The sequence below is a fragment of the Dyadobacter luteus genome (assembly GCF_003383615.1).
In the GTDB taxonomy this organism is placed as follows: Bacteria; Bacteroidota; Bacteroidia; order Cytophagales; family Spirosomataceae; genus Dyadobacter; species Dyadobacter luteus.
The window spans coordinates 19623-37534 of record NZ_QNUL01000013.1 but is presented as its reverse complement, the minus strand read 5'-3'; the positions used below and the strand labels follow the sequence as shown (position 1 = coordinate 37534).

General features: G+C 44.8%; 10 protein-coding genes. 7 read left to right on the top strand and 3 right to left on the bottom strand.

Translation table 11 applies throughout. The features are described from left to right. The first annotated feature begins 166 nt into the window (after positions 1-166). The 7 genes from DSL64_RS16210 (at position 167) to DSL64_RS16180 (ending at position 12019) form a co-directional block, all read left to right on the top strand. The gene (locus DSL64_RS16210; RefSeq protein ID WP_115831963.1) at positions 167-2719 is read left to right on the top strand and encodes a TonB-dependent receptor; all 2553 of its coding nucleotides are present in this window, start codon (positions 167-169) and stop codon (positions 2717-2719) included. 96 nt (positions 2720-2815) lie between these two features. After that, on the top strand, positions 2816-3529 hold the full coding sequence (locus DSL64_RS16205; protein ID WP_115832062.1) for a LolA-like protein: 714 nt from the start codon (positions 2816-2818) through the stop codon (positions 3527-3529). A 196-nt stretch (positions 3530-3725) separates the two neighbouring features. Continuing rightward, positions 3726-4295, top strand: coding sequence for an RNA polymerase sigma factor (locus DSL64_RS16200; RefSeq protein ID WP_158547935.1), 570 nt, complete (start codon positions 3726-3728; stop codon positions 4293-4295). A 104-nt stretch (positions 4296-4399) separates the two neighbouring features. After that, positions 4400-5386: a FecR family protein gene (locus tag DSL64_RS16195; protein WP_115831961.1), complete on the top strand. Its 987-nt coding sequence runs from the start codon at positions 4400-4402 to the stop codon at positions 5384-5386. A 164-nt stretch (positions 5387-5550) separates the two neighbouring features. Further along, positions 5551-8943 carry a SusC/RagA family TonB-linked outer membrane protein gene (locus DSL64_RS16190; protein ID WP_229217112.1) on the top strand — a complete coding sequence of 1131 codons (3393 nt, stop codon included), beginning with the start codon at positions 5551-5553 and terminating at the stop codon, positions 8941-8943. 27 nt (positions 8944-8970) lie between these two features. Beyond that, positions 8971-10563: a RagB/SusD family nutrient uptake outer membrane protein gene (locus DSL64_RS16185; RefSeq protein ID WP_229217111.1), complete on the top strand. Its 1593-nt coding sequence runs from the start codon at positions 8971-8973 to the stop codon at positions 10561-10563. Between the two features lie 64 nt (positions 10564-10627). Continuing rightward, entirely contained in the window at positions 10628-12019 is a 1392-nt protein-coding gene (locus DSL64_RS16180; RefSeq protein WP_115832059.1) for a sulfatase family protein, read from the top strand. A 186-nt stretch (positions 12020-12205) separates the two neighbouring features. Here DSL64_RS16180 and DSL64_RS16175 read toward each other — a convergent pair whose 3' ends face one another. From DSL64_RS16175 to DSL64_RS16165, 3 genes are all read right to left on the bottom strand, one after another. Beyond that, positions 12206-12952, bottom strand: coding sequence for a ThuA domain-containing protein (locus DSL64_RS16175; protein ID WP_115831960.1), 747 nt, complete (start codon positions 12950-12952; stop codon positions 12206-12208). 48 nt (positions 12953-13000) lie between these two features. Next, positions 13001-16462 (bottom strand): PVC-type heme-binding CxxCH protein, encoded by a 3462-nt coding sequence (locus tag DSL64_RS16170; protein WP_115832058.1) that lies wholly within the window; start codon positions 16460-16462, stop codon positions 13001-13003. A gap of 86 nt (positions 16463-16548) precedes the next feature. Continuing rightward, positions 16549-17775: a GDSL-type esterase/lipase family protein gene (locus tag DSL64_RS16165; RefSeq protein ID WP_115831959.1), complete on the bottom strand. Its 1227-nt coding sequence runs from the start codon at positions 17773-17775 to the stop codon at positions 16549-16551. Positions 17776-17912 lie beyond the last annotated feature (137 nt).

Here is a 17912-nt window from a genome sequence, read left to right as displayed (position 1 = left end):
TCGATATGTATGAGAGAAGTGTATTCGCTAGTGCTTTCCGCGCAGATTCCATCCCATCTTATAAAATCACTCGTTCATCCTTTTTAATAATCCCTTCATCATAAATTATTGTCGGGGTGGTACTTTATCCTGCACTTTTGTAGTGTAATCGGAAACTACCAACACCATGCATAAATTTACATTCTTCGTTTTATTCTCTATTGCTGCGTCAGTTATACCAGCATCGGCTCAGTTTCCTATGGGAGGAGCCGCAACCCCGAAAGCACTTCCCGGTACTGCAGGAGACCAATCTCCTAAAGGAAATTCTAAAATCTCAGGAACAGTCGTAGACTCAGCTTCTGCAAAAGCAGTTGAATTTGCCAGTATAGCACTTTACAATAAGAAAACCGGACAGGCAGTGGATGGAACGGTGGCAGATGAGAAGGGGAAATTCTCGTTGACAAAAGTGCTGGATGGTGAGTACAGATTGTTGTTTTCGTTTATTGGCTATGGTAACAAAACAGTAGATAATATTACCCTTACCAAAGGACAGGATCTGGATCTGGGTGTTATTAAACTTGCAGCCAACGTAAAGCAGCTGGAAGAAGTGACAGTTACCGGACAAGCTGCTTTGATTGAAGAGAAAGTAGACCGCCTGGTTTACAATGCCGAAAAAGATATTGCTGCCAAAGGTGGAGATGCGACTGATATTTTGAGAAAAGTACCTCTGCTGACTGTCGATCTGGATGGAAATGTATCTTTGAGAGGAAGCCAGAATATACGTGTCCTGATCAACAACAAACCGAGTACAATCATCGCAAGCAGTGTAGCCGATGCATTAAAACAAATTCCTGCTGATCAGATTAAAACGGTTGAAGTAATCACGAGCCCGTCTGCTAAGTATGATGCTGAAGGTTCCGGAGGTATCATCAATATTATCACAAAAAAGAACAGCTTGCAGGGATTGAACCTGAACGTGGATGCCGGCGTAGGTAACAGAGGATCGATGTTGTCGCTGAACGGTGGATACCGCAAGGGCAAGGCAGGATTTACAATTGGTGGATTTGGACGCGGATCGTACAACACGATCACGAAAACAAATCTGGAGCAGACAAGTATTGCAAATGGAATCGCTACACGTACAAGTCAGGCGGGTGATGGAGACAGCCGGGGATTGTTCGGACAGTATAACATCGGTTTCGATTATGATCTTGCAAAAAACCAGAGCATCACGGCTGGCGTGCGTTATGGTGTAAGAAACATGATCAGTGAGCAGGACCTGGTAACGAAGCTTTATACAAATGACGTGAATACCTCTACATCCAGCCGTTTTGTAGATGCAAGAAACCTGTCAGGAACTGTGGATGTGAACCTTGATTACCTGCGTACTTTCAAGCCACAGCAGGAATGGAGTATTTCTACGCTATACAGCCGTAATGATCTTAATAATAATTTCGATGCGAACCTGATGAATGGTGGAGGAGAATTGACAAGCCGTCAGCGCAACCTGAACAAGAATATCAATCAGGAATTTACTTTCCAGACAGACTATCAGACTCCAATCAAGAAAAACCAACTGTTGGAGTTCGGGGCGAAAGGTATTTTCAGAGAAGTGAATAGTGATTTCAAATTCCTGACTGCCGGAAGAACAGGTGATTTTATAACAGAGACAGATCAGCCTTCGGGAGCGCTTACCTATAACCAGAATATTGCAGCAGGTTATTCTTCATATACCTACACTACCAAGAGCCGTTACACTTTTAAAGGAGGCTTGCGTTACGAACATACCTTCATTGATGCAAGCACTGAAACGGGAACTGTAGGAGTTGGGAATTACGGAGTACTGGTGCCAAGTGTGAATGCATCCAAAACGATAAAAGGAACAACGTTGAAACTGGGCTACAACAGACGGATCCAACGCCCCGGCCTTGCTCAGCTTAACCCGAACTTCAACTCTGCCAACCCGCAGAATATTACGATTGGTAACCCGGAGCTACGTCCTGAGCTAACCAATAACTTTGAATTGGGTGTAAGTAAAAATATCAAGAAGACTTACATCAATGCTACCTTCTTCGGACGAGCAACGAACAATGCGATTTCTCAGGTTCGCCAACCTTCGGATACCCTGGCAGGAGCTATCGTAACTACATTTGAAAACGTGGGTAAGCAACACGCTTATGGGGCCAACATTTTTGCCAACGTAGCTGCGACTTCCAAAATTAGTGTCGGGTTGTTCAGTAATGTCTTTTATTCAATCATGAAAGGACAGGCAATCGGAGAAGGTGGTTTGTCGGAAGAGATCAGTAATTCAGGTTGGAACGTAAGCGGAGGTGTATTTTCTCAGGCCACATTCAAAAATGGCTGGGGAGCGCAGGCATTCGGATTTTTGCAGGGAAGCCAGGTGCAGCTACAAGGTATGCAGGGAGGATTCGGTTTCTACACAGTGGGAGTGAAGAAGGATTTCAAGAACAAAAAAGGAAGTATCGGTATTGCTGCTGAAAACTTCCTGAGCAAGCGTTTCAATATTCATACCGAACTTAATTCTTCTCAGTTCAATCAGGTAAACGATATTTACTTGTATAACAGAGGTGTACGTGCAACCTTTACATACAAAATCGGTAAAATGACCATGGATGCGCCGAAGAGAAAAGCGAAAGGTGTAAACAACGACGATGTGAAAAGCGAAGGTGGCGGACAGCAGCAATCAGGAGGAACTCCGGGCGGAAGTCAGCCACGCTAATTCACGCTGAAAAATTGATAAACGATTAATAATTACTTTTTTAGCAGAAATAAACTTTAAGCGACTAACTAATTTAACCTCAAATCAATGATCGAAATGAAGACAAACAAACTTTTTTTAGCGGTGGCAGCCACCATGATTTCTTTGGGAAGCTTTGCGCAAACGGTAGATGAAATTGCAGAAAAACACACTGCGGCACTTGGAGGTGCAGATAAACTTAAAAGTGTAAAAACCATCATTTCGGAGCGTTCATTGGCTGTTAACGGAATGGATATACCTACCAAAACAATATTGGTGGTTGGTAAAGCGGTGCGTAGCGAATCTACGGTAATGGGTAATACGATGGTGCAGGTGCTTGACGGTACTACCGGATGGATGATTCGCCCGACGATGATGGGCGGAACCGGCGAACCTGAAGACATGCCGGCAGAAGTAGTGAAGCAAACTGTAAGCCAGCTAGATCCTTTCGGTGGATTGGTAGACTACAAAGAAAAAGGAAACAAAGTAGAGTTGGTAGGAACAGAAAAAGTGGATAAAAAAGACGCTTTCCATCTGAAACTTACTACCAAGGATGGTCAGACGATAGATGAGTGGGTAGATGCACAAACGTATCTGATCACGAAAGTAAAGGTGGAAATGGCAGGGCAGAGCAGTGAAATTTCTTTCTCTGATTACAAGGATACAGACGGTGTTAAGTTTGCCAAAACGATGGACATTACGAGCCCGCAAGGCGCTATTTCGTTTATTACCAATAAGGTTGTTGTAAATGGTCCGGTAGACGAGGCAGTTTTCAAAAAGCCAGCGAAGTAAGAATTGTTAAATACAAATCACCAGCCCACACGTCAAACGCGAGGGTAACATTAAAGGCGTTTCTGATACCGAAGCCAGGTATTGGAAACGCTTTTTTCTTGTTTTGCTATGGCAGCATTTTAGAGCATAAAATTAATAACATATAATCTATATGTTAAATAGATTACTAATTTTGTCTTTCTAATTATTTCTGCAATTGACAACATCAGCACAACACGATCAAAATCTGTTATCCGCTTTGGCTCAAAGTGATGAGGTCGCCTTTGCTGAAATTTACCATTCCTACTGGAAGCTCCTGCACGACACGGCCTGGAAGCGCCTGGGCGATAAGGAGCAGGCCGGTGATGTGGTTCAGGATATATTTGTGAAGTTATGGGACCAGCGCGCTACGCTTGCAATTGATAATCTCCGGGCTTATTTGCACACAGCCGTTCGTTATAAAGTCTATAATATTATTGCTTCGCAAAAAGTCAATGATACCTATTTCCAGTATCTGGCTTTTCTGGATGTCACATCCGACCAGGCAGATCAGCAAATATTGTACGGAGAATTGCAGGAGCAGCTTAATGCTTTGCTGGAAAAAATGCCTTCGAAAAGGAGAGAGGTTTTTGACCTACGCTATGTCGATGGATTTTCAACAAAGGAAATCGCAGAGAAGTTGAATATAAGTCAGAAAACGGTGCAAAATCAGCTTATCAAAGCAACGGATTCTATCAAAGCAATTCTGTTTGCAATTGCTCTCGTACTGCCCGGTCATCTTAAGTAGGATTGCCCTTCCCCCACATCTTATCTTGCCAATAAATTTTTTTCATCCCTGCGTGGGAGATTTGTATTTGACATTGACTAGTTAGTATATAGACTAAAAAGTTAATGAATCGAAAATCATTTACAATCCTGATTAAAAGATTTCTTTCCGGTAAAACCACGCCCGAAGAAAATGACTTTCTGCAACGATATGATAATCTCTTTGACAGTAAAGCTTTGCCTGAGGAGCCGGCGGATGAAAGTGAAGAATACGGAAGACAGCTTTTTGAACAGATCAGGCTCCGGATAGCAAATGAAAGTGAGAAGAAAGTAATCCGGCTCACACAGTTCCGTGTAGTACTCAGAGCCGCTTCCATTGTGTTGCTCCTGGGTGCTTCGGTTTTGGCTTATACCTACCGGAATTATATTCTTCAACTTGCGGATCCGGTTCAGTATAGTACAATACATGTAGCGCCGGGCAAAACTGCCAAAGTGCTGCTGGCTGATGGTACCAGTGTTCTCTTGAATGCAGGCAGTACTTTAACCTATCCTGACAAATTCAGAGGTGTCAACAGAGAAGTAGCGTTACAGGGAGAAGGCTATTTTCAGGTAACCAGAAAATCAACACAGCCGTTTATTGTGAGTACTCCAGCTCTTCATGTGAAAGTACTTGGAACGAGTTTCAATGTAAGATCCTACCAGAGCGATCAGAAACTGCAGGTATCGGTGGTGTCGGGTAAAGTGCAGGTGAATGATGCACGTAACAATATGGCAACTCCCGTCATGCTTACTGCACGGGAAGAAGTCAGCTATCTTACCACAACAGGTACTTTTGAAAAAGGAGAATGGGATGGAACGGATGAGCTCTCCTGGCTTGATGGCGGGCTCAACTTCCGTAACCGGTCGTTCAGGGAAGTGGCCAATGCATTGGAGCGCAGGTTTGGCATTACAGTACAGCTGGATCCCAATCTGGAAAATTGTAATGTATATGCTCAGATTGGCAATGAGCCTGTAACCATTACCCTCAAAGCACTTACCCGACTTATGGGTGCAAAGCTGACCAGTACGGAAAATGGCTATCGTATTTCGGGAGTCGGCTGCCAGTCTAACTGATTTTCTGATGAAGCAAAGACACCCACCTTAAAAACAAAAAACTCCCTGCTGTAACAGGGAGCAGAATCGAATGTACATGTCAATTGTGAATGGCTCGGCCTCGGAAACCTTCTGCCTTTCACGCATTTTTCACATTAATTCTCTTTAATAAAAGTATGAAATCAATGTCGTTTACCAAACGATCCTATCTGATTGCAATGAAATTAACAGCCATTTTATCACTGGTTATCGGCATAGCTGGTTCGGTTGCTTTTTCAGGTCCTGCTTTGGGGCAGCGATTACTGGAACAAAAAATAACGTATTCCGTCAGAAACAAGTCAATCACAGAAGCACTGGAACAGCTTTCCTCGCAAAGCCAGGTGAAGTTTATGTATACCGCACAAGTAGCGAAGAATACCGCTAAGGTTACTTTCAACGCAAATCAGCAGACTGTGAGGTCGGTTTTGACAGGGATTCTTGCACCGCATCAGCTGGATTTTGAGATGGAGGGGAATTATGTGATCATCAAATCCAAAGCACGCAATGCTACAATTTCTCCAGCCACAACAACGCCTGTACCTGCTCGTGAAATACTGATCAAAGGGAAGGTGACAGATGAGAAAGGGGAGGCGCTGCCGGGTGTCAATATTCTTGTAGAAAATACCAGGTCCGGCGCTTCTACAGACGTAGACGGATATTTTCAAATCAATGCACCGGAACAGGGAATACTCGTTTTTTCTTTCGTAGGTTACAAAACACAGGAACAGCAGATTGGAAACAGGCAAACTATTGATGTTATTCTGAAGCCCGATCAGAGCCTGTTGGAAGAAGTTGTTGTAGTCGGGTATGGTATTCAGAAACGGAATAGTTTAACAAACTCCGTTTCTCAGATTTCAGGCGATGAGGTCACCAAAAGACCTGTTTCCAATTTGCAACAATCGTTTCAGGGGCTGATGCCCGGTGTTACAGTAACTGATTTGGGAGGTTCCCCGGGTAGGTCGAATGCCTCTATCCGCGTCAGAGGTATCACTACTTTCAATATTAACAGCAGCAGCACGAGCGGTTATGATCTTGCTAAAAATGATGCATTGATCATCGTGGATGGTATAGAGCAACAATTGAGCGATATTAATCCGGATGATGTACAATCTGTGTCAATTCTCAAGGATGCTGCTTCAACGGCCATTTACGGTTCACGCGCGACCAATGGAGTAGTACTTATTACAACCAAAAGAGCTTCCGGAAGTAAGGTACAGGTGGATTATCACGGCTACTACGCCATTCAGAAATCCAACAATGTACCTAAGATGATGGGTCTTGAAGCCTATATGCGTCATCAGGTGGCTGCATATACCAATGCGGGATCAGCCTTACCAGCCCGCTTCACAGAAGAGTCTATTCAGGCTTATGTAAATGCCACGGATCGCGAAAAATATCCACTTCCTAATACCTGGTTTGATATTATGCTGAAAGCGGCTCCTCAGCAAAACCACAGTCTGTCGGTGTCAGGAGGAAATGACGCGCTTCGTACGCGCCTGAGTGTCCGTTATCAGGATCAGCAGGGGGTGATTCAAAACTTTGGTAATCAGATTGGAGAGATCAGGCTCAATTCCGACTATACCATATCTCCCAGACTCCGTGTAAGTGCGGATGTCAACTATCGCTACAGCATCAATGAGAGTCCGACGACAAATGCTGCTGCTCCGCTTAATAACTTTTTCCACGGAACATTATGGGCCGTACCTAAGTATGACGACGGAACGTATGGTTTGAGCACGCAGGGCAATAACCCATTGATGTTCATTGAAAAAGGAGGGCAAACGAAACAAAAAACGGATTACCTGGCGGGCTATGTGAAGGCGGATTGGGATATAACAGAAGGACTAACCTTCTCTACCCAGATAGCCGGAAGAGGGCTTTTAACTTCTCAGAAAAGTTATGTCAATGCTTATTCCAATACGGATAAGAATACAAATATCACCAGAACGATCGTCAACAATACCCTCACCGAAGTACGCAATGATCTGAAAGAATACACTTTGAACAGTTTGCTGACGTACGACAGGAATTTTGGCAGTCATCATTTCAAAGGGCTTCTTGGATATTCTCAGATCGGGAATACACAGACATTCCTGAGTGCGTATCGGGAACGTTTCTACAGTAACGACATTGGCTCAATAGGCCAGGGAGCTAATGACGGAACGAAGAGTAATGACGGAAGAGATGCTGTTTATGGTTTACGCTCATTCTTCGGGCGCGTAAACTACGATTACCAGGACAAGTACTTGTTTGAAGCCAATGGGCGTTACGACGGGTCATCCAAATTTACCGGTGAGAAACAATATAGCTTTTTCCCCTCTTTGTCTGCCGGCTGGCGGATTTCGAAGGAAGCATTCTGGGACAGAATCTCAAATACAGTCAATGATTTGAAAGTGAGAGGTTCGTGGGGAATAACAGGAAATCAGTCGGTAGACTTATACAGCTACTATGCGGCACTCACTGCGAGCGGTTACAATTTTGGCGGGCTTCCTGTGCAGGGTTACCGGCAGAATACACTGGCTAACACAGGCCTGGGTTGGGAATCAACCACGCAACTGGATCTCGGGCTTGATGCCTCTTTCTTCAAAAGAAAATTGAATGTAACGGTAGATTATTACAACAAACAAACTGATGATATTCTGTTGAATCTTGATATTCCTGCAACGATAGGGTTAACAGCTCCTCCTCAAAATGCAGGTTCTGTACAAAATAAAGGTTGGGAGTTTAGTGCCAATTACCGCGGGGCATCTGCGACGTCCGGTCTGCGTTACAACATAGGTGCAAACCTGAGTATTAATGAAAACAAGGTTACAGATCTGAAAGGAACGGGGCCATACATCACAGGTTCAGACATTGACCCCCGGTATATTATTAAACAGGGGTTGCCTATCAATACGCTTTGGGGGTACAAAACAGACGGATTGTTTCAGTCGCAGCAGGAGATTGCAGAATACAAAGCGACCTATGTAGCCAATACCAAACCCGGTGATGTCAAATATGTGGATTTGAATGGCGATGGTGTGATCAACGCCAATGATATGACCAACATCGGAAACTCCTTCCCACGCTACACATTCGGGGTTAACTCGGATTTCTCTTACCGCAATTTCGAACTATCGCTTCTTTTCCAGGGAGCAGCAAAAGTAGATACGCGTTTGGCTGGAGCATTGGCTGAAATGGGTAATCAGGAAGGTTTTACACACGAAATTTACACCGACAATTACTGGACTCCGGAAAATACCGACGCACGTTTTACCCGTCCTGTCAAATTTGATCTCCGCAATGTCGCCACTTCCGACCGGCTGGTACTGGATGCTTCCTATATCAGGCTGAAAAATGTGCAGCTGGCCTATAGTCTTCCCGTTGAACTGGTTCAAAAAGTGAGTCTGAAGAAAGTGAGGGTATATCTTTCTGCCACCAATTTGTTTACGATCTCCAAATTGAATGAATGGAATCTGGATCCGGAGGCACCATCTGGTCGTGCGGTATACTACCCTCAAACTGCATTGTACACAGTAGGTCTCAATCTTCAGTTCTGATTTTACTCCTATTATTTAGATTTTACGATGATGAAAAAATATAATCTGAGACATTTAGTTTTTGCACTTATTGCTGCTGCAGGCATGGTTGCCTGCGATAGCGATTTGCTGGAAACGATACCCAACGACCGTCTGTCGGAAAATGCTTTTTGGAAAACAGAAAATGACGCGAAGTTGGCAGTAAATGCTTTGTATAATGATCTGGATGGAACGAATATCCTAAGTTGGGATGCCCTTACGGACATAGCCCACACCAATCAGAACTTTGAAGTGCAGGCCTATATAGAATTAGGTGCCTATGACGCAACCAGCTCGAAAGTGTATACCGAATGGACCAATGCTTATAAAGGCATTCGCGCTGCTTCCTATTTTCTTGAAAACGTCGATAAAGTAACCAGTACAAATGCGGGTTTGATCAATCAGCTAAAAGGTGAAGCCAAAGTGCTGCGTGCTTACCAGTACATCAAGCTGGCCGGATTTTTCGGGGATGTACCATTGGTCACAACTCCCATAAGTATCGAAGAAGGCAGAGCGCTGAAGAGAACTCCGGTTGCGGAGATATGGGATTTTATAGACAAGGAATTAAATGAAGCCGCAGCATTATTGCCGGTTTCATACACGGCTGCGGATAAGGGAAGAGCGACGCAGGGGGCTGCTTTGGGATTGGCAGCAAGAGCTAATTTACTCGCCGGACGATACCAGAAAGCGGCTGAAGCTGCCGATAAAGTGATAAAGCTGAATGTGTATGGTCTGAACGAATCGTATGAAAAACTCTTCAGTTATGCTGCTGAAAATAATAAGGAAGTTTTATTTGATAAACAGTTTATCAAAGACACCTATCAGCATTCAGTATTTCAAATTCTTGCACCTTATAGTCAGCGTAATGGAGGGAGCACATTTGTTCCTACTAAAAACCTGATTGACGCATATGAAACGCTGGATGGCAAACTCATCACAGACGCAGCAAGCGGATATGATCCTAAGAAGCCTTACGTCAACAGGGACAACAGATTGAAATACTCGGTTTTTCTGGATGGTGATATTTTACCAAGCGGAATTGCCTTCAAACCTCAGCCTAACAGTGGCACAGCAGATGCAATTGGCAGTACCTATATCGCTTCCACGACGGGGTATAATACCAAAAAATATATCAACACGGAAGATTATGCGAACCCTGCGAACAGCGGGATAAACATCATACTGCTTCGCTATGCGGAAGTATTACTCACTTATGCTGAAGCGAAGATTGAACTGAACCAGATAGATGCGAGTGTGCTTGCTGCCATCAATACGGTGCGAAATGGTAGAAATGATGTGAAGCAACCTTCTGTAACCAGCACAGCTCAGGCAGAACTCAGAGAAATTGTTCGCCGGGAAAGGACTGTAGAGCTTGCTCTGGAAGGACAGCGCCTCTTCGATATCCGCCGTTGGAAAATAGCGGATAAAGTGATGCCGGGTCCGATTTATGGGATCACTTACGTCAATGCTGCCGGAGCACTTGTGACTGTGCAGGTAGTTGCAGCGAATAAGGTCTTTGATGTGAACCGGCATTATTTGTGGCCGATACCACAAAAGGAAAGAGATTTAAATGGATTATTAACACAAAACACGGGCTGGTAAAATGGCTAAAATGAATAAATTAAATTGGATCATAGTGCCTTGTATTTTGCTGGGTGCGGCGGTCATGATGCTGGCGATGGCTCCGAAGCCCTCTGCAAGTAAACCGAATATTGTCTTGTTTTTTATTGATGACCTCGGTTATGGTGATCTTTCGGTAACCGGCGCTTTGGGATATAAAACTCCGAATCTGGATAAGCTGGCTGCTGAAGGAACAAGATTTACCAACTTTATGGCTGCGCAGGCGGTGTGCAGCGCGTCGCGAGCCGCATTGCTGACGGGTTGTTACCCAAACCGTGTTGGCGTCTCAGGTGCTTTTGGCCCGCAGGCGGCTCAGGGGCTACACCCTCAGGAAGAAACGATTGCTGAGTTGGTAAAAGAACAGGGCTATACCACCGGAATTTTCGGGAAATGGCATTTGGGTAGTGATCAGGAGTTTTTGCCGTTGCAACAGGGTTTTGATGAATATTATGGTGTACCGTATTCGCACGATATGTGGCCACTTCACCCATGGCAGGAGCGAGCGAAATATCCACCATTGCACTGGATTGATGGGAATAAAGCAGGAAAAGAAATTAAGAATCTGGAAGATGTGAGCGAACTGACCCCCAACATTACAGAGAAGGCAGTCGGATTTATCAAAAGAAATAAAAACAAACCCTTCTTTCTGTATGTACCGCATCCGCTACCTCACGTGCCATTGGCAGCTTCAAGTAAGTTTAAAGGGAAAAGTGAGAGAGGAATTTTCGGAGATGTACTGATGGAACTCGACTGGTCTGTAGGTGAAATATTGAAAGAATTGAAAGCACAGGGTCTTGATAAAAATACGCTGGTGATATTCACGAGCGACAATGGCCCATGGCTCAATTACGGAGATCATGCAGGTTCTTCCGGAGGTTTTCGGGAAGGAAAAGGGACGTCTTTTGAAGGTGGACAACGTGAGCCGACGATCATGCGCTGGACTGGTGTGATTCCCGCAGGAAGGGTTTCTAATAAGCTTTTGTCAACGATTGATATTTTGCCAACTATAGCCAAACTTACCGGCGCGAAATTACCAAAGCAGAAAATTGATGGTATTGAATTTGTGGATCTATTGAAAGGAGATGACTCAAAAACACCAAGAGAAGAATTCTTATACTACTATAGAAAAAACAGTCTGGAAGCAGTTCGTAAACACGACTGGAAATTGATTTTTGCTCATCCGGGTAGAACTTATGAAGGCCAGGCACCTGGTAAAGATGGCCAGCCCGGACCAACTTCTGAGGATTTTCAACATCCGAGAGCATTATATAATCTTGCCCGCGATCCGGGAGAACGTTATAACGTGTTGGAACAAAACCCTGAAATCGTAGCCGAATTAGAGAAAATTGCAGAGGCTGCCAGGGAAGATCTGGGAGATGATCTTCAGAAAAAGGAAGGTAAAAACAGAAGGCCTGTCGGTGTTACGAGCAGTAAATAATTGTTTGTTTTAAGCAAAATTGAAGGAAAGGTGAATTCGATTTTGCTGTCAGCCTGAGCGGAGTCGAAGGCAATTTACACTACGTAGATAATGTTTCGACCGCCCGGTCCGCTCAGCATGACAACTTTGCCGAACTGTATATTTTATATTATGGCCTGAATTCCTACAGTGGGTCCAGGCCATATTTTATTTCAAGCCTTTACCTGTCGCTGCCCAGTAAATACCTCCGTAAAGGTGATCAAGGAAAGATTGGTCAGAATATACAAGACCAATGTGTCCCATTCCGGTATAAAATGCTCTGCCACCATCGTATTTATGATACCATGCAATAGGATGAGAGTTACCCATTCCTGCGCCTTTGCTGGTTTTAGGGTCATAGGTTTTTTCATCCAGGGTGATCAGAATATTCAAATCGCTGGCCGCTGCAGGTTTTTTGTATTCGTACCATTCGTCGGTCCAAAGCATACGTTTCGGGAATCTTTCCAAGCCCGGGAAGTTGCTATTGACCACATCCAAATACGCCGTTTGCTGCGCCGGGTGGGTAAGAAACATCATTCCAACCAGCTTGTTATACCAGGCCCAGTCATATTCTGTATCTGCAGCAGCATGCACACCCACCCAGCCTTTTCCACTCTGGATATATTTTTCGAAGGCTGCTTGCTGTTCGTTATCCAGGATATCTCCGGTTGTATTCAGAAAGATCACTACATCATAGTTTTTAAGCGATTTTTCGTTGAATACCGAAGCATTTTCCTGCCAGTCTACACTGAAATTGTGTCTTGCTGCCAGGTTTCTTACACCGGCAACGCCTTCATGAATAGCCGTATGGTGAAAACCAGCCGTTTTTGTAAATAATAATGCTTTGAATTGCTGAGCGTAAGTAACGGAAGTGCCAAGTACAATCAGTGACAGGGTGAGCAGTTTTTTTAACATTTTGATATAGATTCAGATATATGATTTACAGAAATTTATTCTACGTAATCAGCGGCCCATTACCAGTCTTGTCTGAGCAGAACCGGCGACGTCCTTCAGTTCAACTTTCAGACTCTTGTCTTTGATTGCCTTGCGGTCGATTACAAGTGAAATAGGATGGACGCCTTGCGTGAATGCCGCCGTGATACTATTGCCAGCAATTTTCAGCGGTTTATTTCCTTCAAAGGCCGTAATTCCTTCATCGGAGCTCAATGCCAGTGTTACATTCCCTTTTGTCAAAGCCTCAATATCAAATTTGACAATACTGAAACGTTTTCCGGTTGCATTCTCCATTTCAGGAAGTTCATCGAGCGGAAGTTCACCTGAAACTTTGCTATATACCGGCTGGCGGGTAATAGTTGCACCCTTTCCAACGATTACAGGATTTTCAAAAGATAATTTTTTTGCAGTTGCTTTGTCGGCATCTACGCTTTCCCAACGTCTTACGTAACGGGTGCTTGGCACACGGAAGTCACCTGATTCACCCAGTTTGGTCAGGAAGCCTACCAGATTGACAAACTCTTCCCGGCTTAGTCCAGCTGTAAGTCCCGGAGGCATCAGCGAGCCCGGTACTTTTTCCATCAATTCTACCTGACTTTTTGCAATAGAAACTTCTTTGCCCGTTACATCACGAATCACGATGTCCGAAGCGCCGTCACTGGCCAGATATCCCATCAATTCGGAGCCATCTTTTTTCACAACACGTTTCAGATCGTAACCTTCCTTGATGGAAGCACTTGGTTCCAGCAGAGAACGAATGATGGTTTCAGCAGGTGAACTGGTTCCGAGACTACTCAGGTCGGGGCCGATCAATCCCCCCGCACCGCCGATGGCATGGCAGGTAGTACAGCTCAGATCAGCCTTGCGGAAAAGCAATTCCCCTTTGCCGGCATCACCTGTTTCACGAGCCAGTTTGGCTAATCCGGCAATATCCCTGTCGCTCAATTCCTGAGGCATTTTCTGAGCAGGTAAAGAGCCGCCCGAAGCTTCGAGCGCTTTTTTTAAAGCAATGATTTCATCCAGGTTCTGGCGGGTCCAGCCCGCTCTTGCCTGCACAAGCTGCCGGCCTGCTTTTGCCATAGGTTCCGGTATTTTTTTTGCGGCAATAGCTTCCGCCAATGCGCCACTTGCAGCATTGTTTGGAATAAATACCAGGAAGAATTCAGCCATATCGGTATCCGCTGGCAATGAGCGCATCAGGTCAGTACCAATGCGTGCTCCTTCTTTCGGGTCAATGATGGAAAGTTGTGAAGCGGCAATAACGCGTACCTCCGGCGTATTTTTCGGGCCTGTCAGTTCAGTCATCAATTTAACAGCCTTCTCTTTATCAATAGATGACAAAGCGGCTAATGCTGCTTTCTTCGTACCCGGATCACCGGTTTGAACAAGTGTTGTCAATCGGTTATTCAGCTGAGATAATTTCCATAACCCGGCCAGACGAATAGCACTCTGACTCACTGCTTCATCTTCATGTCCGATAAAATCTGCAACACGTTCCGGATTTTTATTCGGGATAATTTTTCTCTGTATTGCTGCATTTTCAAGAGCTGCGAGTTGCGCCGCTACATTTTTATCTTTTTTCTGAACAGCCAGATCAAGCAGTATATTCATTTCTGTCGCTTGTCCTGTTTTGGCTATTGCTCCGAGTACATCTTTCTGATATTCTTCCGGAACTTCTCCTTTTTGGTAGAGCTGAACCAGGTGCGTTACAGCTTCGGGACTAACGGCCGATTTAAGTGCATATGATGCCTTCTTGCTATCGCCGAGGAACGAAGGGTCAGTCTTAAGTTTAGCCAGCCATTGAGGCTCTAAATCCCTTACAGTTTGCCAAAGGGCGAAGTCAAGGAACTCATCCATTTGTTTATCCAGGGCTGTCAGGGCAATGCGTGTCGCATCAGCAGACTTCAGTCCTCTCAACGCAATAACGGCCTCCAGGCGTACCTGTGGATGCTCGTCGGCAGCAGCTTTGGTTAGTATCCCTTGCACATTGCTGATTTTAGGAATCCAGAACGAAAGTGCACGTACAGCAGCGGCACGGGCTTTATGATTTTTGGCAGCTAATAGTGTTTGTAAAAGAGGTTCATTCACGGTTTCCAGTGTCTGGTAAGTCCAAAGTGCTTCCAGCAACTGATGTTCGTAATTTGCATCGTTTTTGTCCAGAGCCTGTACCCATTTCTGTAATTCAGGAATGACCGTTTTCGCACCACGTGCTTTCAAAACCTGCTTCGTTTGCGCGCGTGTCCAGTCTTCAGGTTGTTTGAGCGTTTCAAGCAATTCAGGAACAGATGCTTTTACAAGATTTGGTTTTTTAAGTAATGGCTTATTTTTCGCTGTAATTTTCCAGATACGTCCATGCTCCTGATCACGACGGGGATCGTGGAAATCCACCTCTCCATGCTGGATAATGGGGTTATACCAGTCAGCTACGTAAATGGCTCCATCCGGGCCAACCGTAATATCCACAGGCCGGAATGCTACGTTATCCGTCCACATCAGATCCTCCATTTGTTTGGAAGCATATCCGCTGCCTTGTTCCTCCAGTTTGAAACTATTAATGCGGTTGGCGCGGAAGTCATTGGTGATCAGTCGTCCCTGCCATTGTTCCGGTAAATGTCTCCCCGAAATCACATCCAGACCACTATGTTTGGGTTGCCCCGGATTCAATCCGCGGATTGTTCTGGCCGCACCGGGAGCTGTCACAAAAGTGGCACCCGGAAATGCGTAATTGATACCTTCGCCACCTGCACCGTCAGTCAGGAATGTTTGTCCCCATTTATCAAACTGTAATCCCCACGGATTCACCAGTCCACGGGCATATACATTCATGTCCAGATTACGGGTATTGAGTTGCCATACGCCACCACCTTCAAGCCTTTTAATGCCGAATGGCGTTTCCACGTGGCTGTAAATGTAGATCGACTGGTTGAAATAGAGATGTCCTTCCGGTCCCCATCTGAATGTGTGGATCAAATGGTGCGTATCCGCTGTTCCGAAGCCATTCAGGATTCTTCTTTTTTTATCTGCTTTTCCATCACCGTCGGTATCAGCAAAATGCAGGATTTCAGTTGAGTTGGCAACATACACGCCCCCGTCGCCGGGAAGAATACCCGTTGGGGTAAGCAGACCTTCGGCAAAAATGGTCGATTTGTCTGCTTTTCCATCCCCATCCGTGTCTTCTATCACAAAGATTTTATCGTTGGCTTCTTCGCCCGTTTTCAAATGCGGATATGCCGTACTGCTCACGACCCATAAGCGGCCCTGTTCGTCCCAGTTCATTTGAATAGGCTTGGCTACCAGCGGTTCACTTGCCCAGAGTGATACTTCAAAACCATCGGCTACTTTGAAGGACTTCAGCTCTTTTTCTACATCCGGGTCGGGATCTTCTTTATTGATTTCAGGCTCAACAGAGGAGCTCATGATCATGATGAGGGGGAGTAGAAGTATCAGGTAAATAAACTTGATCGCTTTCATATTTTCGATATCGGCTTTCAGCAATCGGCTGTCTGCTTTGTTAAATTTGATGGTGAATTCGTTTGAAATAGAATACTTCAGCTAGCTTATTTGAGCATTTTTAGCTCATACACACGTTGCTTTGGGACACCATGTGTTGCAATTTGTCCTTCCAGCCATTTCATGATCAGGCTCTGGTCTTCCAGCCCCTTTGCATGTCTGCCTTGCTCATAAGCACGGAAACCGAGAATGTAGGTTCGGTTCAATGGTCTGTACTGGAAGAAAAACTGATCATTCTTTTTCTGAATCATTTCCTGTACCTGCTTCACCTGGTAATAGTCAGGTCCCTGACTGATCGTTACCCCTTCCGCCCACTCTTTTGCGGAAGCGGCGGCAATTTGCTGCTGATCCGCTGTGAGTGTATAAAAACCTTTTTTCAGACCAGTTATTTTTACTTTTCTGAGCGGAGCAGATGTAGTTAGAAGTGCCTTTGGCAAAGGAAGAGGTAGGGTATTTTCCTGAATAGTGAACTGTACAGTAGCTCCCTCCACATTTTGAGTTACCTGCGCAGGAGCCGTTGCTTCTGATCCGCTCTTGCCGATTGCAATGTTGATATCCTTCACTTCATAAGGAATTCCCAGACTTTTCTGTAGTATCTGAGCCAGATGGAAATACCCCGTTTCATTCAGATGTGAGCCGTTTTCAATGATCAGCGTATTCTTTGCGAGGGCTTCAATCGGGCTGTATATATCGATAAACTGCTTCTTGCGACTCGTTGCTATTTTTGAGATTTCTGTATTATACAGTTTCAAATCTGCATTTCGCTGACTGATATGCGCGGAAGTATCTTCAAAAATAACGGGCGTTGTGGAAAGTAAAATTGACTTTGCTCCCAACGCATCTATTTTATCAAGAAGTTGATTATACCCTTCATTGAACTTAGCGAGTCCGGCTTGTCCGTCCTGTGCTTCCACACCACCATAAGCGATGAAAACCAGAGTCGGTTTGGCACCGGTCAGCTGATTGATCAGATGTTGATAAGGCGTAGGCGGATTAGTATAGGTGCTTCGGGCTTGTCCCCAGACATTGTCGCCTGTCCAGCCAAGATTCCGGAAAGTGACATGCCGTCCGGGAAAGCGCGTGGTAAGCGCAAGTTCCAGATAGCCCGATTGAAACTCATTTTCAAACAGGGAATTGCCGAGAAAAACTACTTTATCGCCATCTTTTAATTCAAATGGTACCTGTGAAGGACTCTGGGCAACAGCGGATCTGCATAGCAGAAACATACAAAGCAATACAGAGCCTACCGAGACCGGTACTTTCATCTTTCTCATGCACTTTTGGATTAGGTAAAGGAATACAGGAATTGCTGAAGTCACGATATGGTTACAGCCAATCACTTCAACAATGGATAAAGAAGCTTTTCGAAAGAAATTAATGGTAATAGAAAGTAAAAAAAATGAGGTAAATG